The organism is Streptomyces sp. NPDC048496, assembly GCF_043200055.1.
Taxonomy (GTDB): domain Bacteria; phylum Actinomycetota; class Actinomycetes; order Streptomycetales; family Streptomycetaceae; genus Streptomyces.
In genome coordinates, this window is the sequence record NZ_JBICXB010000014.1 from 1 (window position 1) to 25,135 (window position 25,135).

Sequence of the window (25,135 nt, forward strand, 5' to 3'; positions counted from 1 at the left end):
TACACATCATCTGCACCAGATGGCGGGTGGAAGAGGACTTCCAACTGGCCAAGGGCGTCACCGGACTCGACCAGGGCCAGACGACCTGCTGGAACTCCTGGATGCGTTGGACCCTGATCAGTATCCTGGCCACCGCCGTCCTGGCCGTCACCCGCGCCCGCACCGCGACCACCACCATGGCCGTCGGCCTCGTCCCGGTCAGCGCACGCGAGCTGCTGATCATCCTGCGGGCAACCGCCCTGCCCCCGCTCCGCCACGACATCGACCATGTCCTGCGCTGGTCCGCCTGGCGACGCCGCCACCAAGCCATCGCACAAGCCTGCCACCGGCGCTGGAACAACGTCACCGCCGCCGCGACCACATGACACCACCACCATGACGATCAAGAACTACAGCTGCCGGGACTGACCACCGAATATGCAGGTGAGAGGCACCCCAAACCCCTGGTATTGTTTTCTTTGTCGCCGCGGGAGACCGGGGCCGATCACCTAGTCCGGGTGGCGGAATGGCAGACGCGCTAGCTTGAGGTGCTAGTGCCCTTTATCGGGCGTGGGGGTTCAAGTCCCCCCTCGGACACAACCAATGATCGATACGCAGAAGAGGGCCTCGACCTTACAGTCGGGGTCCTCGTTGCGTGTTCGTAACTGATTGTGAAGCCTAGGGCTTCGTAGAGCGGGCCTTTCTTGTCGGCGTCCGCATATGGATACGCTGCGCGATGTCTCCGAGCCTCTCGGTGATCTCTCGGATCTGCTGGGCGTCGGGTGGGGATTCCTTCTTCCGAGTGACGGCGGGGAGCACGTCGAGTCTCTTCCGCGCCGCCCCCTCGTCTCACTGCGCCTCGTTGATCCACTGGGTGACGACGAGGGGGTCGGCTCCGGCTTCGAGGGCGGACTGGTAGCGGGCCCGCTGTCTGCGGAGGGTTTGGACGGTGTCGAACCGGTTCAGGCTGATGATCGCTTCATGGGCGGGCTCGTTGGAGCGGATTGAACCGCCCCGGTTCCAGGCGGAGTTCGCGGCCCTGCCACCGTCGGCGCAGCCAGCGGTCGTGGCTCGCCACGACAATCGCGCCGGGGCCCTGCCCCAGCGCGGCCTCCAGTTCGTCGCACAGGACGGGGGAGAGGTGGTTGGTGGGCTCGTCGAGCAGCAGCAGCTGGGGCGGGTGGGCCACCAGCAGTGCCAGCGCCAGGCGCCGGCGCTGACCCACGGACAGTTGTCCGACCGGCTTGTCCAGGTCCGCCTCGTGCAGGAGGCCGAGCGAGCCCAGCGGCACCTTCTCGGCGCGTGCCGGGCCCAGCGTCAGCTCGTAGGTGTCCCGGACTGTGCGGTCGGGCCGCTCGAACACGGTGTCCTGGGTGAGCATCCCCACCGTCAGGCTGCGCTGCCGGTGCACCTCGCCCTCGGCCGGGAGACGTCCGGCGAGCACGGCGAGCAGCGTCGACTTGCCCGCCCCGTTGCCGCCCGTGACCAGCAGCCGGTCCGTCGCCGACACCTCCAGACCGCCCAGTGCGAGCCGGCCTGGCACCCGGACGTCGTGCAGCGACACCAGGGGCCGCGGGCCCTCCTCGGTACGCGTGGCCAGTTCCCCGGCCGCGAACCGCAGTGGGCGCGGTGGCTCGGCGACCTGCGAGCGCTCGAGCTCCTCCAGCCGCCGGGTGGCGTTGCGGACCCGGCGGGAGATCTGGTTCTGTACCCGGCCCGCCCGGTGGCCGTAGCCCATCTTCTCGTTGTCGGTGCGGCCCCGGTCCGGCGCGACCCGGTGTGCGGTCACCCCTGCCGCGTGTCGCAGCTCCGCCAGTTCCTCCTGTTCCTCGGCGTACAGCCGCGCCCAGCGCTCCCGTTCGGCGCGCTTCTCGGAGAGGTAGGCGCTGTAGTTGCCGCCGTAGCGGACCGGGCCGTCCACCGCCGGGTCGAGGTCGATCAGGTCGGTGCAGACGGCGTCGAGGAGTGCCCGGTCGTGGCTGGCGACGATCACGGTTCCGGGCAGGCCGCGGCTCTGCTCCTCCAGGAAGGCGGCGGCGCCGTCGTCCAGGTGGTTGGTCGGCTCGTCCAGCAGCAGCGCCGACGGCCGCCGGACGAGCAGCGCGGCCAGGGCCAGTCGGCCGCGCTGCCCGCCGGAGAGCGAACCGAGCGTGCGGTCGTATCCGAAGGTGCCGAGGCCCAGGCCGTCCAGCACCAGGGCCGCGCGGCGGTCGGCGTCCCAGGACTCCCGGCCCTGGGCCTGCTCCAGCCGCGTGCCGTAGGCGTCGAGGAGCTCCTGGTGGCCGGGGTCGTCCTCCGGGACGCGGGCGAGCGCCTCGCCGAGCCGGTCCAGCTCGGCGAGGTCCTCGCGGGCCTCGCGCAGCGCCTCGTCCAGCACCGTGGCGATGGTCGAGTCGGCGTCGAAGGGCATCTCCTGGTGGAGAAAGCCGAGGTCGCCCGGGCGGGTGACGCCTCCCGCGTCGGGTTCGTCCACGCCGGCGAGCACGCGCAGCAGGGTGGATTTGCCGACGCCGTTCTCCCCGATCAGGCCGATGCGGTGGCCGGGGGAGGCGGTCAGGGAGATGCCGTCGAGGACGCGTCGGCCGCCCAGGTTGCGGACGAGGTCGTGGGCGAGCAGAGCGGGCTGGGGCATGGGGAACCGTCCAACGTGATCGGTGTTCGGCCCGCCGGGCACGGAGCCTCGGACGCGGGCCACGTCACACGCCGACGGCTCACATGCCAGGGGCTCCCGTTTCCTTGAGCGTTCCGTCGGCCAGCCGGAGCCAGCGGTTCACGCCGATCTCGGCGAGGAACCGCTCGTCGTGGCTGACCACCATGAAGGCGCCCTGATAGGAGTTGAGCGCGCTCTCCAGCTGGCCAGCGCTGACCAGGTCGAGGTTGTTGGTCGGCTCGTCGAGCAGCAGCAGATGCGGCGCCGGCTCGGCGCACAGCACACAGGCCAGGGTGGCGCGCAGCCGCTCGCCGCCGGAGAGCACCCCGACCGGCAGGTGAGCCCGCGCCCCCCGGAAGAGGAAGCGGGCGAGCAGGTTCATCCGCTCCGCCTCGGGCCGCTCGGGGGCGAACGCGGCGAAGTTCTCCGCCACGGTGCGGTCCAGGTCCAGCAGGTCCAGGCGCTGCGAGAGGTAGGCGATCCGGCCGTCGTTGCGCTTGATCTCCCCACCGTCCGGGGTGAGTTCGCCGGTGATCAGACGCATCAGGGTGGTCTTTCCCGCGCCGTTGGGCCCGGTCAGCGCAATGCGCTCGGGGCCGCGGACGGTCAGGTCGATGCCGCCCGCGGCGAAGACTTCCTTGTCCCCGAGGCGGACCTGCATCCCCTCGCCGAGGAAGAGATTGCGCCCGGCGGGCACCTGGGTGTCGGGCAGCTCCAGGGTCAGGCGCCGCTCGTCGCGCAGCGCGCGTCCGGCCTCGTCGAGGCGGGCCTTGGCCTCGCTGACCCGGGAGGCGTGCATCGTGCCGGACTTGCCCGCGGCCTCCTGCGCGCCGCGCTTCATGTTGCCGGCGAAGATCTTGGGCAGGCCGGCGTTCTTGAGGTTCTTGGCGGCGTTGCTCGCGCGGCGCTCGGCGCGTTCGCGGGCCTGCTGCATCTCCCGCTTCTCGCGCTTCAGTTCCTGTTCGGCGTTGCGGACGTTCTTCTCGGCGACCTCCTGCTCGGCGCGCACGGCTTCCTCGTACTCGGTGAAGTTGCCGCCGTACAGGCGCAGTTCGTCGTGGCCGAGCTCGGCGATGCGTTCCATGCGGTCGAGCAATGCGCGGTCGTGGCTGACGAGCAGCAGGCAGCCGGTGAAGTCGGAGAGCACGTCGTAGAGCTTGTGGCGGGCCTCGGCGTCGAGGTTGTTGGTGGGCTCGTCGAGCAGCAGTACGTCGGGGCGCTTGAGCAGCTGGGCGGCGAGGCCGAGGGAGACGACCTGGCCGCCGCTGAGCGTGCTCAGGCTGCGGTCCAGGGTGAGGTCGGCGAGACCGAGGCGGTCGAGCTGGGCGCGGGTGCGCTCCTCGATGTCCCAGTCGTCGCCGATGGTGGTGAAGTACTTTTCGTCGACGTCCCCGGATTCCACGGCGTCGATGGCCTGGATGATCGGGGCGATGCCGAGTACCTCGGAGACCGTGAGGCTGCCGGTCAGGGGCAGGCTCTGCGGGAGGTAACCCAGCGTGCCGCCGACGGACACCGAGCCGGTGGCGGGCTTCAGTTCGCCGGCGATCAGCTTGAGCAGGGTGCTCTTGCCGGAGCCGTTGGGGGCGACCAGGCCGGTGCGGCCGCTGTTCACGGTGAAGGACAGGTCGTGGAAGACCGGGGTGTCGTCGGGCCAGGCGAAGGAGAGGTTCGAGCAGACGATGGCGGCGTCGGACATGGAGGTGACCTCGAACGGCTTGAGGGCAGAGATCAGACTTCTGCCCTGGGCAGACGTGGGAAAAGGGGTACGACAAGACGGACCACCTCGGCAGCGCTCCTGAGCGCCGGCCGGTGGCCGTCAGATCCGGATCTCACCCGGAGATGTCGTCTTCACCCACCACGTCTGTGACTCCTCGATACACGTTCTACGTCATTCACAGCCTAGCAGTCGTCGTCTTCCTGCTCGGTCGTGGTGTGGCCGGCCGGTCTTATACGTGTGTACGTCGTCGTGCTGTCAACAGCTTGTTGTTCACAGCTCCGAGGCCTCCATGAAGCATCGCCACCAGTTGGACCGGTGACGATGCTGCGCAAGGCTCGGCAGAGTTCACACGTGCCGAAAACCTCATCCGTCCAGTTCGGGCTGCATGTTGGTACTCGTGGAGGATGCCGCCGACTCGTTCGCGTCTTCGTATGTTGAGGTGGGTGATCTGCTGCGGATCGGTGATCGGCACCGGCAGCGGGTGCAGCGGACGGGCGTTGGCGATGCCCTGGTGGGACCGGTGGGTGTGGTAGAAGTCGTCGAACTCCCGTAGTGCGTGCAGCAGGTGCGGCTGGATCCAGATCAAGGCGCGGTCCAGCCGCTCACACCGGCAGGTCTGCACCCACCCGTTCCGTGATCGAGTTCATCTGCCGCATCCGCACGCCGCTGAGCACAACCTCGATCCCCGCGTCCGGCAAGACGGCGTCGAACTCCTCGACCAGCACGGCCTGTGAAGCGACGCCGTCCCACCACGCTGACAGTGTTCGGTGGGCTCCCGGAGCGTGAGCGAGTACCAGTCGACGAGATCGGCATTCCCCATCCACGCGAACGGCCCGCGCGGAATTGAACCCGCACGGGCCGTCGCCGCTGCCTGGAAACGTCAGGCGTCCTGGCGCGCCCGCGCAAGGTCATTCACCCGTCCACGGACCACGAACCAGCCACCGACCAGCGCCGCCGCGATCAGCGGCAGACACAGCACGGTCGTACGGCCCACTCCGCCGCCCCACCACATCAGGAAGACGACACCGGCGAGGAAGAACAGCGTGACGATCTGCGTGTACGGGGCCCAGGGCAGCCGGTACGAGGGGCGGGTGACCCGGCCGTCCCGCGAGCGATGCCAGAACAGCAGCGAACAGAGCATGATCATGCCCCAGGTGCCGAGGATGCCGATCGACGCGAAGTTGAGGACGATCTCGAACGCCTGGCCCGGCATGACGTAGTTGAGCACGACCCCCAGAACACCGAAACCGGCGGTCAGCAGGATGCCACCGTAGGGCACCTGCCCCTTGTTCATCCGGCCGGTGAACCTGGGCGCGGAGCCCGCCAGCGCCATGGAGCGCAGGATGCGGCCGGTGGAGTACAGACCGGAGTTCAGACTGGAGAGCGCCGCGGTCAGCACGACGAGGTTCATCACACCGGCCGCGCCCGGGATGCCCAGCTTTTCCATGACCGTGACGAACGGGCTCTGGTCCCCCGAGTACGAGGTGTACGGCAGCAGGAGAGCCAGCAGCACCACCGAGCCGACGTAGAAGAGGCCGACGCGCCACATGATCGAGTTGATCGCCTTGGGCATGATCTTCTCGGGGTTCTCCGTCTCACCGGCGGCGACGCCGCACAGTTCGACGGAGGCGTACGCGAACACGACACCCTGGATCACCATCAGCATCGGGAGCATGCCGACGGGGAAGATGCCACCACTGTCGCTGATCGTGGAGAAGCCGGGCGTGTGACCGTCCACCGGGTGCTGCGTGACCACCAGGAAGATCCCGATGAGCATGAACGCGACCAGAGCGGAGACCTTGATGATCGCGAACCAGAACTCCATCTCACCGAAGTACTTCACCGAGATCAGGTTCGCGGTGAGCACGACGGCGAGGGCGATCAGCGCGAGGATCCACTGCGGGATGTCGCTGAACATCGCCCAGAAGTGGGCGTAGGTGGCGGCCGCGGTGATGTCGGCGACGGCGGTGGTCGACCAGTTCAGGAAGTACAGCCAGCCAGCGGCGAAGGCGCCCTTCTCGCCCATGAACTCACGGGCGTACGAGACGAAGGCACCGGAGGAGGGCCGGTAGAGGACCAGCTCGCCGAGCGCGCGGACGACGAAGAAGGCGAAGACACCACAGACCGCATAGGCGAGGGCGAGCGAGGGACCCGCACCGGCCAGTCGCCCGCCCGCGCCCAGGAACAGGCCGGTGCCGATCGCGCCGCCGATGGCGATCATGTTGATGTGACGGGACTTGAGGCCCTTGCTGTAACCGGTATCACCGGCGTCCCGGTGGGGGGAGCTTGTCGCCGGTGGGACGGCGGCGACCGTTTCGGCCGCAGTGGAGCGGTCACTCATGGAGGGGATTCGCCTTTGTGGGGGGAGGTGGGCGGTCCTGGCCGTGGGGGCCAGGGGGTCGTCACCGTGGCATGGCTCGACGGCCATCATCGCGGAATCCTGTGGTTTTCACAGTGCTCCACGTCACTCAGGAACACATCTGAGGTGCGTCAGAGGTTACGGGGCGGGAAGCGAGGGGGGTGTGTACGCCTCCGCGCGTCCCGATGTGCCGCGGGCGATGGTGAAGACCTTCGGGGAGGCGATGGTGTTCGCACATCCGGTTCGGACACTGCGATATCGCCGGCGCCGGAACCGTGGCGCAAGCAGTGAGCGTTGCGATTTTCGCAACCCCCTCGTACGCTGGCCGTATGGGCGAGACTGTGAGCGAACGTGTACGAAAAGTCATGGACGCGGCCTCGGTCCACCAGGCAGCGTTCGCCGAGATCATAGGAGTGACCCCCGACAAACTGTCGAAGTCTCTCAGTGGCGTCCGACGATTCACGTCTCTTGACCTCGCCCGGATCGCCGAGTTCGGCGACACCACCGTCGACTGGCTCCTGACCGGCCGCGAGCCGCTCCGTCCTGCCTTCGCGGCCCGCGCAAGCGCCCCGGAAGCCGATGGCCAGGGACGCGACAGGCTCAGGGACCTGGTCGAAAGGTTCACGACGGCCCACGAGGTACTGGAATTTCTCGGCCGGTCACCGGAGCTGCCGGAGCTGCCGTCCGTCCGGAGCGAGGTGGAGCGCCACGTCGACCAGGGTGTGGCTCTGGCCGAGGACGCCCTGGCCGCCGCCGGGACACCGGCGGTCAGCGATCTGGAGACGTCCGAGCTGGTCCACGTCATGGAGCGTGCCTTCGGCGTGGACGTGGCGAAGATCGGCTTGCCCAACGGTGTCGACGGTGCGGCCTGGCAGGCGGACGGATTCCGGCTCATCATGATCGGCCGGACGAACGTGCCGACGCGCCAGCGCTTCACGCTCGCCCATGAACTCGGGCACATCCTGGCCCGGGACGCCCAGGACCTCCGCACGGAGACTCATCTCGCGCCCGGGCGGCAGAAGGACCTGACAGAGATCCGCGCCAATGTATTCGCCGCCAACCTACTGATGCCCCAGGACGAGCTGAACGCTGCCGCGAAAGGGCGTGACCTCACGGACGAAGAGCTCAGATCGCTCGTCGTGCGCTTCAAGGTGTCGCCGAGCGCACTCGCCGCCCGGCTTTCCCAGCTGGGCTTCATCGACGCGGAGACGAGAGGCAGACTGCGTGAACTCACCACGGACGCCTGCCACTTGCTGACCGAACAGAGCGACGCGTTCGCAGCCCGCACTGCCTGGGCGGAAGCCGCACGGCTGCCTTTCCGCCCCATCCGGTCGCTCTACGAGGCCTACCTCGCCGGAGAGACGACCCTGCGCCCGCTGGCCGCCTACACCGGCCTGGACGTCGACGAGATCCGCGCGACGCTCGAACCCGAGCCGGAGGACTTCACACCGTCCACAGCCGACGTGGACGAAGGGGACCTGGTCTTCCAGCCATGACACGCCACTGTTGGTTCCCCGACAACACGGTGCTGTGCAACTTCGCGGCGGTCGACCGTCTGAGCCTGCTGGAAAAGATCCTGGACGGCCGCGGCCGCTGGACGCAGGCGGTTGCGGCGGAGGCCCAGCAGTCGACCCGGTACTGGCCGCGGCTGCGCCGGGTCACCGAGGACGGGTGGCTCGGCGATCCCATCGAGATCGACGACCCGGCCGAAACCGCACTCGTGGACCGCATGCGCCGCGTGGTGTTCGGCGGCTCACCGTCCCGGCCGCTGCAACACCTGGGCGAGGCGGAGACGCTGGTCATCATCGGGCACCGCGGAGAGTTAGCAGACTCCGTATGGATCACGGACGACGGCGAAGCGGGCCGCTACGCCCGCCGCAAAGGCATCCGCGTCAAGAACACGGTCGACCTCATGCGGGAGGCCGTCGTCGGCGGCCTGATCGTGGCCGGCGACGGCTATCGACTCCTGATCGCGATGGAAACGGCCGGCCGCAACCTGCGGGGTGTCCCACAGAGTCCGGAGGATTTGTCGCCTTGAAGCCTCCGGCGCGTTCCGCTGTCGGCCGGGCCGGCGGGCAACTCCTACCGCTTCGGCGGGCGGGGTACATGTGCTCAGTGATCCCCAACTGGGTAGCCTTGCCAGGCAGTCAGTATCCCAATGGCGGCTACTGGTGAGCGCCGTACGGCGTTCATCCGATCCGTCGGGCAGGCGCAGGCATGACAGTGGCGGATGTGCGAGGACGGGGACAAGGCCAGTGACGACCGACATCGATTCCATCACCGGTGTCCGGCAGACGGTCACCGTAGTCCTCCCCGTCCGGCTGCCTTCCTCTCCTCCCTGGGCCGAAGGCCCCATACCCTTCGAGCTCGGCAGCCGAAGAACCGACGCCGAAACCAGGCAGACCTACTACACCCCCGCCGCCGCACGCGCGCTCTACGGAACCCGCGAACGACCCCGTCGCTGGCACCGGTTCACGGACATCACGCATCGGTCCCTGCACCTGCACGGCATGGAACTCCTGCGCACGGTCAAGACCCAGGAGCAGCAACACGCCCTGGCGGTCCTGCATTTCACCGTCGAAGGACCAGTCCTCCTGGACGTCCTGCGTGCCATCGGCCATCGGCACACAGCCGGAGACGATCCACTGGACGGGCCACTGGCGCCCGGCACACTCCTGGCCGGAGTCGCGGAACCCCGAGGTGTCGAAGCCCCGTTCGCTCTCGCCCGCCCCTATACCGTCGCCTTCCTCACCCCGGACGCCACACACACCCCCGCTCTGCGGAGCGACGGCCGGCTTCCCGACTCCGCCGACAGCTGGCTCTGGTCCCTGGCCTCCCGCTCCAACGAGACCGACTTTCCGACGACCCCCGAGCAGTTGCGGGACCAGACCGAGCACATTGCGCGCATTTCCGCCGACTGGAGCGCCCTTGTGCTGCGGCACGGGGCGGCCTTCCTCGGTCACCGCCCCGACCAGGGGGACGGCGACTTCTACGACTTCGCGGACCTGCATTTCCGTACGGTCTACCTCGACGCGCTTCTTCTCGGCACGATCCAGCGCGACCACATCGACGAGTTGACCGACGGTCTCGCCGACGTATTCGACGGCCCAGGGCTTGCCCGCCGAGTCACGGCACTCGAACAGGACATCGCAGGATTCCGCAGTACCTACTGGCGGCAGCATCTGACCGCCCACGGCCCGGCCAATGAACTGCTCCTGGCCTATCAGGGGCAGCATCGTCTACCCGCCCGCTTCGCGGAGATCCTCGCCGAGGCGGCCGACTACTCTCGCCTCGTCCAGACCCAGGACGGTCAACAGATCGCCGGAGCCCTCGGTGTTCTCACCATCCTCGGGCTGCCGCTCGGAACCGCCCTGAGCATCCTCCAGGTGCTCGGTGACGACGACCTCGTCCATCTCCTGATCGGGCTGGGTATCGCCCTCGCATCGACGGCGGCCGCCCTGGGCACCCGCTATGGGCGTCTCGTGCTGGGATCCCTCCGTGGCAGTTCCCGAGGCGATGGCTGAATGTGAACTGGCTTCCCCAAAAACCCACTTGGTAGTGTCGGGCCAAAACTTCCGCAGAGGACACGGACGACGTGACGGTTAACGAGGGCGAGTCGCTCCGGCTTTACAAGAAGGCTTTGAGATACGCCGAGTCGGATCCCGAGGTCTTCCTCAGCACAGCGAGAAGGGCGGCGGAGTCGATCCTCTTGGATATCGCCATGCAGGAAGCTGTCGGTTCCAAACCGACACTGGAATCCCTACTCACGGTGCTCACCACCAGAGGGCTGGTCCCGCCCAAGGTCGTCCTCGCCATTCGGACCATTCAGAACTACGGCAACTTCGGCAGCCATGCCCTGGACGGTTCGGGCGAGGAGATCTCCGCCGAGGACGTGCAGCCGTGTCTCAACGCGCTGACGCAATTAGCTGTCTGGTACGGCGAGACGAGTACCTCTCTTGCCGAGAACGAGGCACGGCAGGCGCTGGCGGCTGCAGGGCGTGCCAGAGGGGCGACCCGCCTTGCCGACTCCACCCTCATCGTGGTGAAGGCGCTCCTCCTCGGGTGCGGGTTCGAGGACGTGCTGGCCAAGCGGAATCACAGAGTAGTTGCCGTCCAGCTGCCCTGGTCCGACCACCTGGTCAGGGACGTGGCCCAGCGGACCCTGGATCTCGCGATCTACAACGAGCAACGCCTGCTCCGAATGCTCGACGCGGAAGAGGAAATCCGGTCCCAGGTCGTGCCCGTCGGGCGAGTGGGATACTCGATGGGCGGCCGCAATTTCTATCTTCTGGCAGCCCGCGGCGGCCGCTGGGGAGCGATGACGGCAGAGGAATTTCTCGCAGATCCGGCGGGAGCTCAGATCGCAGTGCCGAAACACAGCGACATGTTCGCCAACATTCTGGCGGCGTTCTCGACCGACGAAGCGGGTCTGGCAGAGCGCGGCGTGAGTATCCTCGATGTTCCGCACCATCTCGGTCTGGAACTTTTCCATCTGAACAGGGACGTCCTGGCGGTCGGCGGACAGAATCTCCGGATGCACGCGCGTGATGACGACGACTACTTCGAGCTGCTCAACTCCGACATGCTTCCGAACAGCGCACAGGCGGGACTTCGCTCTGCGGCGGCCAACGTTCTCATGGCCAACCGGTCCTGGCTCAACGAACTGAGGATGCAGCCGGGGGAGTTCCACCGGGAACTCATGCGTGGATTCCACGACATCGGCTCCGACGACGACAGGTTCGAGGAGCTGGTCCACGACCTGGTCGCCCACGCAACGTTTCCGCAGCAGAGCAGCCCTCACAGCAGGGAACGGCTGGTGCGGCATGTCCTGTTCGAGAGCTATCGCCTGGGGCAGCCGTGATCGCCGGGAAGCGTGTCCTCATAGCCGGTGGTACCAACTTCGACATCATCGTCCAGGCGACGAGACTCCCGGAGGAGCATGAGAAGCTCCGCGGCAACGACTACGCGGCCTTTCCCGGAGGATCCGCGGCCAACACCGCTCTGGGACTGGTGAAGCAGGGATGTACGGCCGAGCTGGTGTCTGTCGTCGGCGATGACACCCTGGGCACTGTCTGCCTCGACGGCCTGCGGGCGGGCGGGGTGGACACGTCGCTGATGCGCGTCGACACAACCACGCGGACGAGCATGGCGATCGTTCTTTCCTCCACCACCGGAAAACGCATGATGACCTTCGCGGGAGCAGACCGTGACCTGGCCTTCAACGCCGTCACGGAGGAGGACATCCGCCGAGTGGATCACGTACATCTGGTCGGCGACCCCACACCCTCGCTCGGGCGCCTGGCGGAGCTCGCTCACCGGACCGACCGTTCGGTCTCTGTCGAATGGAACGGCAGGGACATGAGCCCACTTGCCCGGGGCGCATCGCTGAACCTTATGAACTCGGACGAGGCAAGCCGCCTGCCCGAGGCGTCACCGGGCGACACGGCAGGCACAGCACAGCGGTACGCGAAGCTGCTCTCCGGGGATGTCATCCTGACCTTGGGGTCCGATGGTGCACTCTGGGTGTCCCCCTGCGGCCGAGTCGTCCAGGAGCCGACGATCCCTGTAGAGCCGGTGGATCGGACCGGAGGCGGTGACGCCTTCAACGCCGGAGTGATCGCCGGCTGGCTCTACGGGGAGTCACCGGCGGAATGCATGCGCAGAGGACTCGACGCCGCGCTGCACGTGATTACGAAGACAGGAGCTCAACCGTGACCCGATGGCTGGGTGTTGCCTTGCTGCCGTCCGCGGAACACACCCGTTCCGCGATCCAGTTGCAGACGGACGTGGGGGAAGAGCATCGACTGCAACCCCCTCTGAGCCCCGACGGCAATCTCCCTCACGTCACCGTATTCCAGGGACCATTCCTGGACTCCCTGACCCCGGAGCGGGAGCTGGCGGCCATCGCGGACTCGATGAGCCTTCCGGAGGAGATCCGGCTCGCCTCCACAGGCATCGTCTACCAGCCCACCGGTTGGGTGTTCCTCTCGCTGGAGAGGCCACGGCTTCTGAGCGAACTGCAAGCAGCCGTTCTGTCGGTGCTCGCGCCCCACCTGGATCGCGCCGCGTTCGACACGTCCAAGGACACCTCGCGGTTCTCTCCTGACGAGCGGGCCAGCTTCGCCGAGTACGGGTACCGGTACACCGGGGACGCGTATGCGCCCCACATCACGCTCGGCCGTGCCGAGGAAGACATCGCTCTGAAGCTGGTTGGATCCGCCCCCGAGCGCACCTCTGTGCAGAAGGAGTGGACCTTCGACCGCCTTACCTTCTATGTGATGGGGGAACACGGGGCCCACGCGGAGAAGCTGGTGGAAAGGGCACTGGACCCGGCGTGACAGAGGACTCGGAGCTGCGGTCCGCCGCTGAGGAGGCGATGGACGCGGGGGTGGAGTGGCTTGCCCTGGCGGGTGCGGAGTGGCGGGAGCGGAGACTTAAACCGTCGGGCGAGGAGGTCACGGACGCCGACATCGAAGTCGAACGCCGGGTGTCACGCGTCCTGCGCCGACGTACGCCCGAGGTTCCGATCATCGGCGAGGAGTCCACCACCGGCGGTCCGCTGCCGCCCACGTGCTGGCTGCTGGACCCGATCGACGGAACGATGAACTTCACCCGGGGGGCGCCTGGTTACGCGCTCTCGCTGGCCTTCGTGAAGGACCGACGGCCATCCCTGGGCGTGATCGACGCACCGGCCCTCGGCCGCCGCTGGATCACGCGACGCACGACCGGCCCGGCAACGGAACCGTCCGGCGCCCGGGAGGTGTCCCGGGCGGTGATCGGCATCACCGGTGCCGGCTCTGGGAACCCCCGGCACAAGGCCTTTATCGGGCGCCTGTACGGAGAGGCGTATCGGATCAGGATGCAGGGGGCCATGTCCATGGACCTGGTGGGGGTGGCCGAAGGATGGCTCGACGCCTGCATCTGCATCGGTCCGAAGCCATGGGATGTCGCGGCGGGGACTGCGCTGGTACGAGAACGAGGCATGGCGGTCCTCGGACCGGGCGGCCGGACGTTCACCTTCGACTCACCGGTTCTGGCGGCGGGCCGTGAAGCCCTGGCGGGAGAGTTGATGGATCGTTGGGAGGCGCAGCTCTGACTCCGGGTGCCGCGAGCAGTGACGCGCGGCGTCACCCACCGGCCTCCAGCAGGAACTAGTACTCCAGCCGTAGATCGTGATCTTCATGCCTGGCTCGCGGCTTGCCGTCGGTAGTGGCTGGCCTGGGCGCGGGCTTGGTGGCGGCGTCGCCAGTCGGACCAGCCGAGTTGGTGGGCGGCATCGCGGACGGGCCGCACGACGAGCATGGTGAGCAGGCGCTGGATCTCGTTGCAGGTGAGCGGTAGCAGGTCGGCCGGCGTGGGTTGCCGGGCGTGCTCGTCGGCTCGGACGGCGGCGAGGAAGGCGTGGGCGAGCATGGCGAGGGTGACCCAGCGGGACCAGGACGCGAAGCGGCGGACCTGGTGCTCGTCGAGTCCGGCCAGGCCCTTGCCGGACTGGAAGAACTCCTCCACCCGCCACCTTGATCCCGCGACTCCCACCAGCTCGGTCAGCGGTACCGGGCGGGGTGAGTGGCAGCGGTAGAAGGCGAGTTCGCCGGTACTGCGGTTGCGGCGGATCAGCAGATGGTGGACTCCGGGGCCGGGGTGGGCGAGGTCGATGACGGCCCAGTCGTAGAAGCGGTGTCCCTTCGCGCCGGCCCCGGCGGACAGCTTCTGCCAGGCGTGCTTCGGCAGCTTCCCGGCCAGGGCACCGGCTCGGAACTTCCCGGCACGGGTGGGGACTTCGTGGGTGCGGGCGACGGCAAGCACGTAGCCGCAGCCGCGTTCCTCCAGTGCGGCCCGCAGCTTGGGGTTGCCGCCGTAGACCTCGTCGCCGGCGACCCACGGGGCGCGGTGGCCGGCGTCCAGGAACCGGTCGATCATGCGGGCCGCGAGCTCCGGCTTGGTGGCGAACGGGTTCTGGTCGCCGAGTCCGGCGGCCCGGCAGCGGTCGGGGTCGGAGGTCCACGAGCGCGGGACGTACAACTCCCGGTCCACCGCGGCGTGGCCGTGGCGACCCGCGTAGACGAGGTAGACGGCGACCTGCGAGTTCTCGATCCGGCCCGCGGTGCCGGTGTACTGGCGCTGGACTCCGACCGTGTGCACGCCCTTCTTCACGTCCCCGGTCTCATCGACCACCAACACCGCCCGGTCGTCGCGCAGATGCTCCACTACGTAGTCGCGCACCTCGTCACGTACCAGATCGGCATCCCACTTGGCCCGGCCCAGCAGGTGCTGCATGCCGTCCGGAGTCGCCTCTCCCGCCCACTCGGCGATCGTCCAGCAGTTCTTGCGCGGCAGGTCCGACAGCAGCCCGAGCACCAACTGCCTTACCCGACGCCTCGGCTCGACCCTCGCGAACCGTCCCGCGATCCGGCCCATCAGACCCTCGAACGCCTCCTGCCAACGGGCAGGGTCTACGCTGTGCACTGCGGCCACCGCATGATCTTCTGTCTTCACACACCGATGATCAGCGGTGGCCGTTCGCGTTCCCACAGCGACCCCCCACCAGCAAGATCACGATCTACGGCTGGAGTACTAGCTCGGCCGGCCCGACCACGACACGTACAGCTCGTCGCGAGCGCGCGACGAACAGCAGGCAGCGCTCCGCGAGAAGATCCGCGCAGTGCTGGATGCGGTCGATGTCTCCGACGGGTTAGTTGGAGGTGGTGGAACGGATGGCTGCGATGTCGAACAGAAGGCGGAGCATCTCACTTACCATGGCCCCGCACTCGGCCAGCCTGGCGCTGTAGGTCAGGCCCCAGTCGGAACGGTTGATGGTGGTGGTGTCCTCGTCATTTGACGACATCGGCAGCTCGGACCTTCGCGGCATCCTTGGCCTCGTTGAACGGCTGGTTGCGGACCTCCGGTCGCATGCTTGGGGCGACTGCGTATCGCGGAGTGGGGGTTCAGGCAGCGGATTCCGCCTGCTGCTTCGCGTGAACGCCCTCGACGCTGAGAAATCACCGCCGTTCACCGTTCAGGTCCGTGTGCTGGTGAACGCCTCGGTGCCTCACAAGCCCCCCGTCCGGTAGTTGTGGAGCTCCTACGTAACTCTGGTGAGATGCAGGTAGGTTGGGGCAATTACTGACTCACCGTCGCGCCTGGAGACCTCCATGAGCAAGCAACAGCAGTCGTCTGTCAGCCCGGCCGAGAGGCCGCTGTCGGACCGGATCGATACCACGAGGCCTCACTCCGCCCGGTTCTGGAACTACTTCGTGGGCGGTAAGGACAACTACGAGGTCGATCGTGAGGTCGGCGACCAGATCAAGGCCTTCTTTCCCGGCCTGGTCGATGTCGCCGTAGCGGGACGGCAGTTCCTGCGCCGTTCGGTGAGTCATCTGGTGGAGGAGCGGGGCATCCGACAGTTCCTCGACATCGGCACCGGACTGCCGACCGCGGACAACACGCACCAGGTGGCCCAGGGCATCGCCCCTGAGTCGCGCATCGTCTATGTCGACAACGATCCGCTGGTTTTGGCGCATGCGCGTGCCCTGCTCACGAGCACTCCCGAGGGATTCACGGACTACATCGACGCCGACCTCTACCAGCCGGAGATCATCCTCGCCGAGGCTGCGAAGACGCTCGACTTCGACCGGCCCGTGGCGCTGATGCTCCTCGGCATACTCGGGCACGCCGGTGACTTCGGCCAGGCCCGGGACGTGGTGAGCCGGCTCATGACCGGTCTTCCGACGGGCAGCCACCTCGTCGTGTACGACGGCACTCGCACCAGCGAGGGAATGATCGCCGCCGAGAAGGCGTACATCGAGAGCGGCGCCGTGCCGTACTACGTCCGCGAACCCAGCGAGATCGCGACCCTCTTCGACGGCCTGCGATTTGTCGAGCCCGGCTTTGTGCGACTCAGCGAGTGGCACCCCGACGCCGACAGCGCGAACGTACCCGCTGACGTGGATGCCTTCGGAGGGATCGGCTTCAAGGAGTGAGGCCGGAGAGCGCGGGCTGACCGTTCCATCGACGAGGCGGAGTGCCGGGCTTGCGGCACTCCGCCTCGTCATATCCGATTGTCTACCTGCGGTGTTCGAGGGGGCGACTGGGGTGACGAGCGTGCGGGGCTCGGATCCGCTATCGGGCGGAAGCGATCACCGGGTAGTGGTCGGAGAGGTTCGTGTACGTGTAGTCCGTGCCCCAGCTGGAGACGGTCCAGGGCGTGCTCTGCTCCTTGACCACCTCGTTCGTCCAGCTCGTCGGCTTCGTGTGCCCGGTGCGGTGAAGGACGTAGTCGAGGTCCTCGCGCGGGTCGTTGGGGTAGCGGTAGGCGCCGATCGAGTTGTCCTGGGTGTCGAAGGAATACGGGTGCCCGGTCCGGGCGTCGGCTCCGGTCAGTCCGGCGTCGGCGAGCATCGACGCGTACTCGGGGGAACGGGAGTCGACGTTCATGTCGCCTGCCACGATGACCTGTTCGGACGCGGGGATGTTCTTGGCGTCGAGGAAGGCGTCGATCTGCTTGAACTGCAGGCTGCGCATCTGCGCCGCCTCGCCCGCCTTGTATCCCGGGTCGGTCGACTGGGCATGGGTCCCCACCGCATGGACCTTGGCGCCGTTGACGTTCAGTTCGGCGTAGACGAAAGTTACCCGTGGATAGACGCCGGATGCCGGGACTCTTTCCGTGGGCGTACCAACGAACGAACCCGTGGTCGGCGCGGATGCATGCGTGCGGCTCATGGTCCGGCTGAGACCTTGCCCACCGGCTGGCCCTCAGCTCTGGAGCGGCGAGCCAGCACCTGGGCGTCCTCCACCGTGCCGGGCTGCTCACCCGGGCACGGCAGAAAGCCTGAGGTCGAAGGACGGGACTCTCACCGCTGGTGCGACGGGCTTCGACAATCCGATCTGTCAGGGCCGGCCGCAGCTTCAAGCGCTCACCCCGAAGAAGTGACGCCATGCGGAAGTCGTCAGCGGGCGGTGGCGTAGACGATGAGGTTGTCCACCGGGTGGCCCTCGGCGTCGAATGCGCCGTCGCAGGTGATCAGACGGAGGGCGCGGTCGTCGGTCCTGCCGTACACCCTCTTCGTGGGGAACGCCTTCTTGCTCACGGACTCCGTGCCGGTAACGGTGAAGTGGGCTGCCTGGCCTTGCTCGTTGCGCACGACTATGTCCGCGCCTTTGCCGATCTTCTTCAGGTCGTGGAAGACGGCCCTGCCGAACCGGGTGTCGTTGTGCCCGATGAGGACGGCTGCTCCGCGCTCGCCCGGGATCGCACTTCCCTTGTACCAGCCTGCTGTCATGCCCTTCTCCGCCGGTGGGACCTCGACGGTGCCGTCCGCGTTGAGACCGAGTGGCATCAGGGAACTGGTCACTCCGATCGAGGGGATGGCCACCTGAGCGGGAGCCGCGGGCTGTTCCGCCCCGGGGGAGGCGGGGGCAGTGGGGGAGTGCATGGGGGAGCGGGCGGGGGGTGGTGGCTCCGCGGCGTGGGATGTGCAGCCGGTGGCGAGAGCGAGGGTGAGACAGGCGAGAGTCGTCAGCGCGGCGGATCGCCGGGGTGTGTGGTGCGCAGGGGACATACGGGCTCCAGAGCAGGCGACAGGAGAGGCGGAGACGGACAGTGGCGCCGCCCACGAAGGGCGGCGCCACTGCGAGGGTCAGCCGTTGCCGTGTGCGGTCGTGCGGCGGCGGCGCAGCACCAGAGTGCCCGCGCCTCCGAGCAGCGCCGCGGCGGCGACCGAACCCGCGACGGTGGCAGTGGTGTTGCTCGTCGTGCCGATCGGACGCTCGCCGGCGGCCACGCCGCCACGCGGCTCGGCGGAGCTACCCTTCAAGCGCACGGCCGGGGCCGCGCTGGGCTTGTCGCCCGCGGCCACGCCGCCGCGGGGCGCCACCGACGGTCCCTCGCCACGCGCGGGCCTGCTCGACCCGGCTTCCAGAGCGGGCGCCGGGGTCCGCACGGTGGACGTCACCGAAGGGCTGGGTGTTGCGTTGGAAGGGACCGATGCGAGGGCCGTGGCGGAGGGGAGGAGTACTGCGCCCGCCGCGACGGCGATGAGGACGGCGGTGCGCAGGGTCGGACGGGGACGGTGGGACATACATGGCTCCAGTTCCAGCCCGGCTTTGGTGGTGCCTGGATGCCGATTCGCACCAGGCGCCGGGCATGCCGTCAGCCTCGCGTGAACTTATGAAGAAGCTGTCAGATCGCTGTGGTCATCGCATCAGCTCCGATGGTCCGGGGCGACCTCGTCCGGACGGTCCGACGGTTTCGGTGGTCGGCCCGCCGGTGTGCGATGCGGGCTCGCAGGCAGGCGCAGCGTGAAGACCGAGCCCTTCCCCTCCGTACTCGCGGCGCTCACCGCGCCACCATGGGCCTCGGCGAGTTTGCGGACGATGGCCAGGCCGAGGCCGCTGCCGCCGGTGCGGCGGCTCCGCGACTTCTCCGCGCGCCAGAAACGGTCGAAGACGTACGGGAGGTCTTCGGGCGAGATGCCGCTGCCGGTGTCCTCGACGTCCACGACCACCTCGTCACCTGACTCGGAGCCGTACGCTCGCAGGGTCACGTGTCCGTCCGGAGGTGTGTGGCGTATCGCGTTGGACACCAGGTTGCCGAGGGCCTGCCGCAGTCGTACCGGGTCGGCGGTCAGGGGAAGAGGAGGGGGCCCGGGGTCGGCCGTGCGTACCGTCAGCGTCATTCCGGCCGTCTCGGCGCGGGCCTGGTGCGCCGCGGCGACCTGGCCGAGGAGGTCGTCGATCCGTACCGGCGCCGGGTGCAGACGCAGCGCGCCGGCGTCGGCCGCGGCCAGGTCCTGGAGATCGTCGACGATGTGCTGCAGCTGAACGGCCTCCTCCAGGAGCGAGGCGACGAAAGCCGCGTCGAGGTCGGCCACGCCGTCCTGCGCCGCCTCCAGCCAGCCACGGATGTTGCTCAGCGGGGTGCGCAACTCGTGGGCGACATCGCTGACCATCACCTTCCGCTGTTCCTCAAGGCGTGCGCGATGCGCCGTCATGTCGTTGAAGGCGGCGGCCAGTCGTCCGATCTCGTTGTCCGCCGTGACCGGTACGGGCGCCGACTCCTCACCGTCCCGCACTCGCTCGGCGGCACCGGTGAGCGCCTGCAGCGGCCGTACGAGCCGGACTCCTGCCAGCACCGAGGCGCCGACGGTGAGAGCGAGGACCAGGGCCGCGACACCTGCGATACGGGCGGTGTTCGCCGGTGAGAGATCGAAACCGGGGACGGTGGCGCCGCCCGCGTCCCCGATGAACAGGAGTGCGGGCGAGGCGACGTACGAACTGAGCTGCTCGCGGCGGGCGGCGCCGACGCACGACGCGATCGCCCGGTCGTTGTCACTGCTCTGAACGGCCGGCGCAGGGGCGGCGGTGGCGAGGCGGCGGGCCGGGCCCGTGCTTGGTTCCAGCTTGGTGTCCTGGCCCCAGGAGAGGTCCAGGCGCAGCTGGACACCCGCGCGGCCCTGCCGGTCCAGGCAGGCGTCGGCCAGCTGATTGAGCGCGCCGAGCGCCTTCTTCTCGGTTTTGGTGGGACTGTCCAGCGCGTCGGTCGAGCATCTGGTGCCCAGGATCCGGTCGGGGTCGTTGCCGACGATCTGGATGCGGGGGCGCCCGCTCGGTTCCTCGACGACGTCCGAGGCGATCCCGGCGTTGTTCAGGCACGCCACACCCCGGTCGGCCGTGCGACGCAACTGCGTGCGTTCGGCCGGGGGCAGGCGGAACGGTCCGACGGCCCGCGGGTCGACACGGTCGGCCGCGGTGCCGGTCGCTCCGGAGGACTGCGCCGCCAGAGCTGTGTCCACGGAGAGCGGGTCGACCACGGCCGACGCCTGCGTGGGAAGCGCGGGCGGGGACGCCCCGGCCGCGGAGTCGGCGATGATCTCCCGGCCCTCGGTGGTCAGGGCGATCCGGCGGCCCGACCGCGTCGCCAGTTCGCGCACCGTCCTCTCGACACCGTCCCACCTGGAATGGCCCGCCGCGTAGCCGAGCAGCTTGTTGTAGATCCGGGCATCCGCGGTGAGGTTCTGGCCCTGCTCCTGCTTGATGGCACCGGAGGTGGTCTGTACGGCGAGCCAGGCAGTGGCCGCCACCGAACAGGCCGCCACCAGCGCAGATACGGCCAGCAGCCGCACGAGCAGACTCTTGCGGAGCGGCAGTCGCCGGCGGTCCAGCCGGCCACGGCTACGCACGCGACGTGCCCCTTGCGGGGTCGGTCAGTTTGTATCCGACTCCGAAGACGGTGAGCAGCCGGGACGGCTTCCGCGGGGCCGGCTCGATCTTCTTGCGCAGGTTCATGATGTGCACGTCGACCGTGCGGTCGCTGATGTACCGGTCGAAGCCGTGCAGTTCCTCCAGGAGCCGCTGCCTGCTGAAGACCCGGTCGGGCTCGGCGGCCATCGCGGCGAGGATGCGGAACTCGCCCGGCGTGCATTCCACCGACGTACCGTCGACCGATATCTCGTGCCGGGCGGGGTCAACTCTGAGTGCGCCCACGGAAAGCACCTCATCCACGGCGTCCGCGGAGGGGGCCGCCTGTCCTGGCCGATTCGTGCGGCGCAGGAGTGTCCGGACCCGGGCCATCAGTTCGCGCGGGCTGTACGGCTTGGTCATGTAGTCGTCCGCACCCAGGTCGAGACCCAGCAGCAGATCGTCCTCGGTGGTCCGGGCCGTCAGCATCAGCACCGCCAGCTCGCGGTGCTCGGCGCGCAGGACACGCACCACATCGAGCCCGTCCGCCCGCGGCATCATCACATCGAGGACCAGCAGGTCGGGCTCCCCGTGCCGCACCTCGTCGAGCGCGGCGAGACCGTCCCCGACGACGGTGACCGCGTGGCCCTCGCGTTCGAGGTAGCGGCGTACGAGTTCGGCCTGTTTCTTGTCGTCTTCGGCGACGATGACGTTTGCGCACACGCGGTCGATCGTAGGTGAGCGCGGGGCGCGGTCCGGTGGGCAAGCCATCGGCGGAGATGCCGCCCGCCGGCGGGCCGCCGTGCACGACTGGTTCACGCGAACGCTGCCCACACGCTGTCGGCGGTGGTGGCGTCTGCGCCCCGATGGGTTGCTCGCGGTCTGCGTCCTGGTCCGCAAGGAGGTCCGCGCGCCGCCGAAGAGCGCCCAAGAAATTGGCGAGTACACGCCCATTGTCAGGGTCGCGGCGAAGGGGTTACATGGTCCCCGCACACGGACGAAAGCGCTTTCTGTCGATCGGGAGACCCCGGTCGACTGCCCCTTCGCTGCCCCATTGCTGCCGCTGGGAGGCTGTATGTCACCGCCCCGCACCAGACGCTACTCACTCGCCGTCGCCGCACTCGCCGCGACCGCCTCGCTTGCCGCCGCCACGTTTCCGGCCCAGGCGGCCCGCCCCTCAACCGCCCACACTCCGCTGCGAGCCCAGGCCGTGGCGGCGTACGACTTCGGACACCCGGACCCCGCCGACCCCGGTCGCGAGCAGGACATCGGGCGCTCCGGCACCACGCTCAGCCTGATCAACGGCGGTTCCGCGATGCGCGTGGCCGACGAGGCCTACCCGGGCGCTTCGCCCGCCCTGCAGGTACGTCAGCAGAATCCGGCCACCGCGGGCAACGACGACTGGAAGGCCGGGGCCTGGGACGCCGAGGGCATGTCATCCCTCGGGGCCTTCCGCAGTGCCCGGGGTGCCACCGTCATGGGCTGGTTCAAGATGACGGGCGACAATCCCGCCCTCAATTCCAACACGGCCAACCCGAGCGACCGCTACAACGCGATCGGGCTGGCCGGCGTACTGTCCGGAACCTCTGACGGTCACGCGGTGCGTGCGCTGCTCGAACTCATCCAGGTCAATGGTGAGTTGAAGCTGGTCGCGCTGGGCAGACGCCTGGACAGCGGCGCCTCCCAGACGTTCGCTGCCGGCGCCCCCTGGGAAGAACTGCTGCCCCGCGGTGAATGGGTCCACCTGGCCGCGACGTTCGACTTCCGCGACGGCACCCTCGCCCTCTACCGCGACGGCAAGCCCCTGGATGGCTTCTACGTCACGCCGGGCGACCCCTGGGAACTCGCCACCACGCCGGCGCCCCACCGCGCCTCTCCCACCGATCCCCGCGGCATCAAGATCGGCGGCAGTTTCCCCCAGAACACCCGGGAGAACAACGCCTGCGACTGCCGCATGGACGACCTCCTGTTCCTGGACCGCCCGGTGCCGGCCGGAGCGGTCGCGGCGGAGTACCGGCGCATGACGGGGGGCCGCTGACCGGTGTCATCCCTGAATCGTTCTTACCCTGCCTACTTGTCGCGCCGGCCCGAAGGGACCCACATGGCGTCACGACGTACATATCGAAGGAACTGGGCGGCCGTGGCCGTCAGCGCGGCCCTCGCCCTGGGTGGTCTCGCCGCGCCGTCCCATGCCGACGAGCCCGCCGCGGCGACAGCCGCCCTGACCGACCCCATTCCGCAGAAGCCCGTCCAGTCCAGGACGGGCCTCGTCCTGCAGGAGTTCGCACAGTTCCCCAAGTCGGAACCCGACCCGGCGCCGACGGATCCGCGCCTGATGCGCCACGCCCGGATCAACACCATCAATGAACTGCCCGACGGTTCCGGCCGGATGGCGACCCCCGACCTCAACGGCACCCTGTATCTCACCGACCCCGGCGCCGCGACGCGCACCTCCGGGGGCACCCCGCACCCCTACCTGGACGTCAAGGCGGCATTCCCGCACTTCTTCTCGGGCCGCGGTCTCGGTCAGGGCTTCGGGTACGCCGCATTCCACCCGGAGTTCGGAGCGAACGGGCGCTTCTACACCATCCACACCGAGCTCGCCTCGCAGGCCACCGAGACTCCCGATTACCAGCAGGCCGGCACGCCCACCTATCACGGCATCATCACTGAGTGGACCGCCGACGACCCCTCCGCCGCCGTCTTCCACGGCACCCATCGCGAGGTGCTGCGTATCGGCTTCAGCGGCCAGGTCCACGGCATTCAGCAGATCGACTTCAATTCGACGGCCAAGCCCCACGACGAGGACTACGGCCTTCTCTACCTCGCGGTGGGCGACGGAGGGCAGGGTGTCGGCAACAGCGAGCCGCAGAACCTGACGCTCCCGCACGGCAAACTTCTGCGGATCGACCCCGCGGGCCGTAACAGCGCCAACGGCCGGTACGGCATCCCCGCGTCCAATCCGTTCGTCGGTGAGCCCGGTTCGCTCGGGGAGATCTACGCGATAGGCATGCGGGACCCGCACCGCTTCAGCTGGGACGCGGGCGGCAGCCACCGTATGTATCTCGGCCACATAGGCGAGCACGCCATCGAGTCGGTGTACGAGGTCAAGGCCGGTGACAACTTCGGCTGGAGCGAGCGCGAAGGCGCCTTCGCATTCGACAAGAACACCACAGACCCGTGTGCCCGCATCCTTCCCCTGCCGGCCGACGACGCCCGGTACGGCTACACCTACCCGGTCGCCGCCTACGACCACGACCCGGGACGCGACTGGAACTGCCGGTCCGATGTGGGCCGCGCCATTGCCGGAGGCTTCGTCTACCGAGGCAAGGACGCGCCTGCGCTACGTGGAAAGTACATCTTCGGTGACCTCGTGGACGGCCGGATCCTGGCCGCGAACACCCGAGACATGCACCGCGGCGCCGACCTCGCGCCGCTCGAGCAGCTGATGCTGTTCGACAAGTCCACCGGGAAGACGGTCACCATGCGCGACCTCGCCGGTGACCAACGTGTCGACCTGCGCTTCGGCTCCGACCGCAGCGGCGGCCTGTACATCGTCTCGAAGGCCAACGGCAAGGTCTGGAAGGTGACCGGGACCCGCACCTTCGCCGACTGCGAGATCGGCAACACCCCCACCACCCACACCACCGGGCCCGACAACTGGGCGCCGGTCACCCCGGCCAAGTGGGCGTACACCGAACGGGAGACGATCCTGGCCGAGCCGGGCGTCGCCCGCCCGGGACCGCGCCGCCCCTTCGAGTACGCCGTCCTGACCGCGGGTCCGCGCTACTCCTCCGTCACCGTCGAGGCGGAGGTCCGGATCGACACCCCCGTCGAGATCACCAACCGCGACGTCATTCTCATCTGGGACTATCAGTCGGACACCCGATTCCAGTACGCGCACTTGTCGAGCGACAACAGCATCTACCCGCACAACGGTATGTTCACCGTCAACGATGCCGACCGGCTGCGCATCGACGACCAGTGGAACGGAACCGTCGGTGCACCTCCGGCGATCAAGGACGACGGATGGCACAAGGTGCGCCTCACCCACTGCGCCGACACCGGTGAGACCGCCGTCTACCTGGACGGCAGCCGCAACCCGCTGATCACGGCCACCGACCCGGTCTTCGCCTCGGGCCGGGTGGGCTTCGGATCCTTCGACAACGAGGGCCGCGTCCGTCACCTGAAGGTGACGGGCACTCCGGTCGGCGACTGATCTCGCGGGAGCGGGCCGTCACCGTCGGCCCGCTCC

Annotated in this window: 19 protein-coding genes, 1 tRNA gene and 4 pseudogenes; 12 read left to right on the forward strand and 12 right to left on the reverse strand. The window is 68.5% G+C overall.

The features are described 5' to 3' along the window. Positions 1-365: pseudogene (locus tag ACGFSA_RS15990) on the forward strand (IS701 family transposase); the annotation flags it as partial. Positions 366-491: 126 nt separating this feature from the next. Then, positions 492-576 (forward strand) — tRNA-Leu (locus tag ACGFSA_RS15995). 382 nt (positions 577-958) lie between these two features. On the opposite strand, the gene ACGFSA_RS16000 is transcribed toward ACGFSA_RS15995, so the two are convergent. The 4 genes from ACGFSA_RS16000 to ACGFSA_RS16015 form a co-directional block, all read right to left on the reverse strand. Next, positions 959-2,611: an ABC-F family ATP-binding cassette domain-containing protein gene (locus tag ACGFSA_RS16000; protein ID WP_393304532.1), complete on the reverse strand. Its 1,653-nt coding sequence runs from the start codon at positions 2,609-2,611 to the stop codon at positions 959-961. Positions 2,612-2,690: 79 nt separating this feature from the next. After that, positions 2,691-4,325 carry a ribosomal protection-like ABC-F family protein gene (abc-f, locus tag ACGFSA_RS16005; protein ID WP_393304534.1) on the reverse strand — a complete coding sequence of 545 codons (1,635 nt, stop codon included), beginning with the start codon at positions 4,323-4,325 and terminating at the stop codon, positions 2,691-2,693. A 623-nt stretch (positions 4,326-4,948) separates the two neighbouring features. Beyond that, entirely contained in the window at positions 4,949-5,071 is a 123-nt protein-coding gene (locus tag ACGFSA_RS16010) for a hypothetical protein (protein WP_393304536.1), read from the reverse strand. A gap of 155 nt (positions 5,072-5,226) precedes the next feature. Beyond that, complete coding sequence (locus ACGFSA_RS16015; protein ID WP_393304538.1) at positions 5,227-6,687, reverse strand: amino acid permease; 1,461 nt, start codon at positions 6,685-6,687, stop codon at positions 5,227-5,229. Positions 6,688-7,034: 347 nt separating this feature from the next. Between ACGFSA_RS16015 and ACGFSA_RS16020 the strand changes: the two genes are divergently transcribed. The 7 genes from ACGFSA_RS16020 (at position 7,035) to ACGFSA_RS16050 (ending at position 13,801) form a co-directional block, all read left to right on the forward strand. Continuing rightward, complete coding sequence (locus ACGFSA_RS16020) at positions 7,035-8,201, forward strand: helix-turn-helix domain-containing protein (RefSeq protein ID WP_393304540.1); 1,167 nt, start codon at positions 7,035-7,037, stop codon at positions 8,199-8,201. Continuing rightward, entirely contained in the window at positions 8,198-8,743 is a 546-nt protein-coding gene (locus ACGFSA_RS16025; RefSeq protein WP_393304542.1) for a hypothetical protein, read from the forward strand. The genes ACGFSA_RS16020 and ACGFSA_RS16025 overlap by 4 nt, the downstream gene beginning before the upstream one ends. A gap of 217 nt (positions 8,744-8,960) precedes the next feature. Next, on the forward strand, positions 8,961-10,229 hold the full coding sequence (locus tag ACGFSA_RS16030; RefSeq protein WP_393304544.1) for a hypothetical protein: 1,269 nt from the start codon (positions 8,961-8,963) through the stop codon (positions 10,227-10,229). A gap of 71 nt (positions 10,230-10,300) precedes the next feature. Continuing rightward, positions 10,301-11,566 (forward strand): DUF4145 domain-containing protein, encoded by a 1,266-nt coding sequence (locus ACGFSA_RS16035; RefSeq protein WP_393304546.1) that lies wholly within the window; start codon positions 10,301-10,303, stop codon positions 11,564-11,566. Beyond that, on the forward strand, positions 11,563-12,420 hold the full coding sequence (locus ACGFSA_RS16040; RefSeq protein WP_393304548.1) for a carbohydrate kinase family protein: 858 nt from the start codon (positions 11,563-11,565) through the stop codon (positions 12,418-12,420). Before ACGFSA_RS16035 ends, ACGFSA_RS16040 begins: the two co-directional genes overlap by 4 nt. Next, the gene (locus ACGFSA_RS16045) at positions 12,417-13,043 is read left to right on the forward strand and encodes a 2'-5' RNA ligase family protein (protein ID WP_393304550.1); all 627 of its coding nucleotides are present in this window, start codon (positions 12,417-12,419) and stop codon (positions 13,041-13,043) included. Before ACGFSA_RS16040 ends, ACGFSA_RS16045 begins: the two co-directional genes overlap by 4 nt. Further along, positions 13,040-13,801, forward strand: a complete 762-nt coding sequence (locus ACGFSA_RS16050) for an inositol monophosphatase family protein (RefSeq protein ID WP_393304552.1) — start codon at positions 13,040-13,042, stop codon at positions 13,799-13,801. Before ACGFSA_RS16045 ends, ACGFSA_RS16050 begins: the two co-directional genes overlap by 4 nt. Before the next feature lie 83 nt (positions 13,802-13,884). Here ACGFSA_RS16050 and ACGFSA_RS16055 read toward each other — a convergent pair whose 3' ends face one another. The 3 genes and pseudogenes from ACGFSA_RS16055 to ACGFSA_RS16065 all read right to left on the reverse strand — a co-directional run. Continuing rightward, positions 13,885-15,123, reverse strand: coding sequence for an IS701 family transposase (locus ACGFSA_RS16055; protein ID WP_393304757.1), 1,239 nt, complete (start codon positions 15,121-15,123; stop codon positions 13,885-13,887). 156 nt (positions 15,124-15,279) lie between these two features. Next, positions 15,280-15,388: pseudogene (locus ACGFSA_RS16060) on the reverse strand (DNA helicase); the annotation flags it as partial. Positions 15,389-15,397: 9 nt separating this feature from the next. Beyond that, positions 15,398-15,535 (reverse strand): annotated as a pseudogene (locus ACGFSA_RS16065) (polyisoprenoid-binding protein); the annotation flags it as partial. A gap of 322 nt (positions 15,536-15,857) precedes the next feature. On the opposite strand from ACGFSA_RS16065, the gene ACGFSA_RS16070 reads away from it, so the two are divergent. After that, positions 15,858-16,685, forward strand: coding sequence for an SAM-dependent methyltransferase (locus tag ACGFSA_RS16070; protein WP_393304554.1), 828 nt, complete (start codon positions 15,858-15,860; stop codon positions 16,683-16,685). A 139-nt stretch (positions 16,686-16,824) separates the two neighbouring features. On the opposite strand, the pseudogene ACGFSA_RS16075 reads toward ACGFSA_RS16070, so the two are convergent. The 5 genes and pseudogenes from ACGFSA_RS16075 to ACGFSA_RS16095 form a co-directional block, all read right to left on the reverse strand. Then, positions 16,825-17,328 (reverse strand): annotated as a pseudogene (locus ACGFSA_RS16075) (sphingomyelin phosphodiesterase); the annotation flags it as partial. A 323-nt stretch (positions 17,329-17,651) separates the two neighbouring features. Further along, positions 17,652-18,263 carry a class F sortase gene (locus ACGFSA_RS16080; RefSeq protein WP_393304556.1) on the reverse strand — a complete coding sequence of 204 codons (612 nt, stop codon included), beginning with the start codon at positions 18,261-18,263 and terminating at the stop codon, positions 17,652-17,654. Between the two features lie 78 nt (positions 18,264-18,341). Further along, on the reverse strand, positions 18,342-18,782 hold the full coding sequence (locus ACGFSA_RS16085; RefSeq protein ID WP_393304558.1) for an LPXTG cell wall anchor domain-containing protein: 441 nt from the start codon (positions 18,780-18,782) through the stop codon (positions 18,342-18,344). A gap of 123 nt (positions 18,783-18,905) precedes the next feature. Then, a complete protein-coding gene (locus tag ACGFSA_RS16090) occupies positions 18,906-20,882 on the reverse strand; it encodes a sensor histidine kinase (RefSeq protein WP_393304560.1) in 1,977 nt (658 codons plus the stop codon). Further along, positions 20,875-21,603: a response regulator transcription factor gene (locus ACGFSA_RS16095; RefSeq protein ID WP_393304562.1), complete on the reverse strand. Its 729-nt coding sequence runs from the start codon at positions 21,601-21,603 to the stop codon at positions 20,875-20,877. Before ACGFSA_RS16095 ends, ACGFSA_RS16090 begins: the two co-directional genes overlap by 8 nt. 352 nt (positions 21,604-21,955) lie before the next feature. Here ACGFSA_RS16095 and ACGFSA_RS16100 point away from each other — a divergent pair, with 352 nt between their 5' ends. Then, entirely contained in the window at positions 21,956-22,918 is a 963-nt protein-coding gene (locus ACGFSA_RS16100) for a hypothetical protein (RefSeq protein ID WP_393304564.1), read from the forward strand. Positions 22,919-23,020: 102 nt separating this feature from the next. Continuing rightward, positions 23,021-25,099, forward strand: coding sequence for a PQQ-dependent sugar dehydrogenase (locus tag ACGFSA_RS16105; protein ID WP_393304566.1), 2,079 nt, complete (start codon positions 23,021-23,023; stop codon positions 25,097-25,099). The last annotated feature ends 36 nt before the right edge of the window (positions 25,100-25,135 follow it).

Excerpts from the sequence above, each read along its gene's own strand:
- ACGFSA_RS16000 (WP_393304532.1), bottom strand. The coding sequence starts at position 2,611 with ATGCCCCAGCCCGCTCTGCTCGCCCACGACCTCGTCCGCAACCTGGGC.
- abc-f (WP_393304534.1), bottom strand. The coding sequence starts at position 4,325 with ATGTCCGACGCCGCCATCGTCTGCTCGAACCTCTCCTTCGCCTGGCCC.
- ACGFSA_RS16015 (WP_393304538.1), bottom strand. The coding sequence starts at position 6,687 with ATGAGTGACCGCTCCACTGCGGCCGAAACGGTCGCCGCCGTCCCACCG.
- ACGFSA_RS16020 (WP_393304540.1), top strand. The coding sequence starts at position 7,035 with ATGGGCGAGACTGTGAGCGAACGTGTACGAAAAGTCATGGACGCGGCC.
- ACGFSA_RS16025 (WP_393304542.1), top strand. The coding sequence starts at position 8,198 with ATGACACGCCACTGTTGGTTCCCCGACAACACGGTGCTGTGCAACTTC.
- ACGFSA_RS16055 (WP_393304757.1), bottom strand. The coding sequence starts at position 15,123 with ATGGGCCGGATCGCGGGACGGTTCGCGAGGGTCGAGCCGAGGCGTCGG.
- ACGFSA_RS16070 (WP_393304554.1), top strand. The coding sequence starts at position 15,858 with ATGAGCAAGCAACAGCAGTCGTCTGTCAGCCCGGCCGAGAGGCCGCTG.
- ACGFSA_RS16080 (WP_393304556.1), bottom strand. The coding sequence starts at position 18,263 with ATGTCCCCTGCGCACCACACACCCCGGCGATCCGCCGCGCTGACGACT.
- ACGFSA_RS16085 (WP_393304558.1), bottom strand. The coding sequence starts at position 18,782 with ATGTCCCACCGTCCCCGTCCGACCCTGCGCACCGCCGTCCTCATCGCC.
- ACGFSA_RS16100 (WP_393304564.1), top strand. The coding sequence starts at position 21,956 with ATGTCACCGCCCCGCACCAGACGCTACTCACTCGCCGTCGCCGCACTC.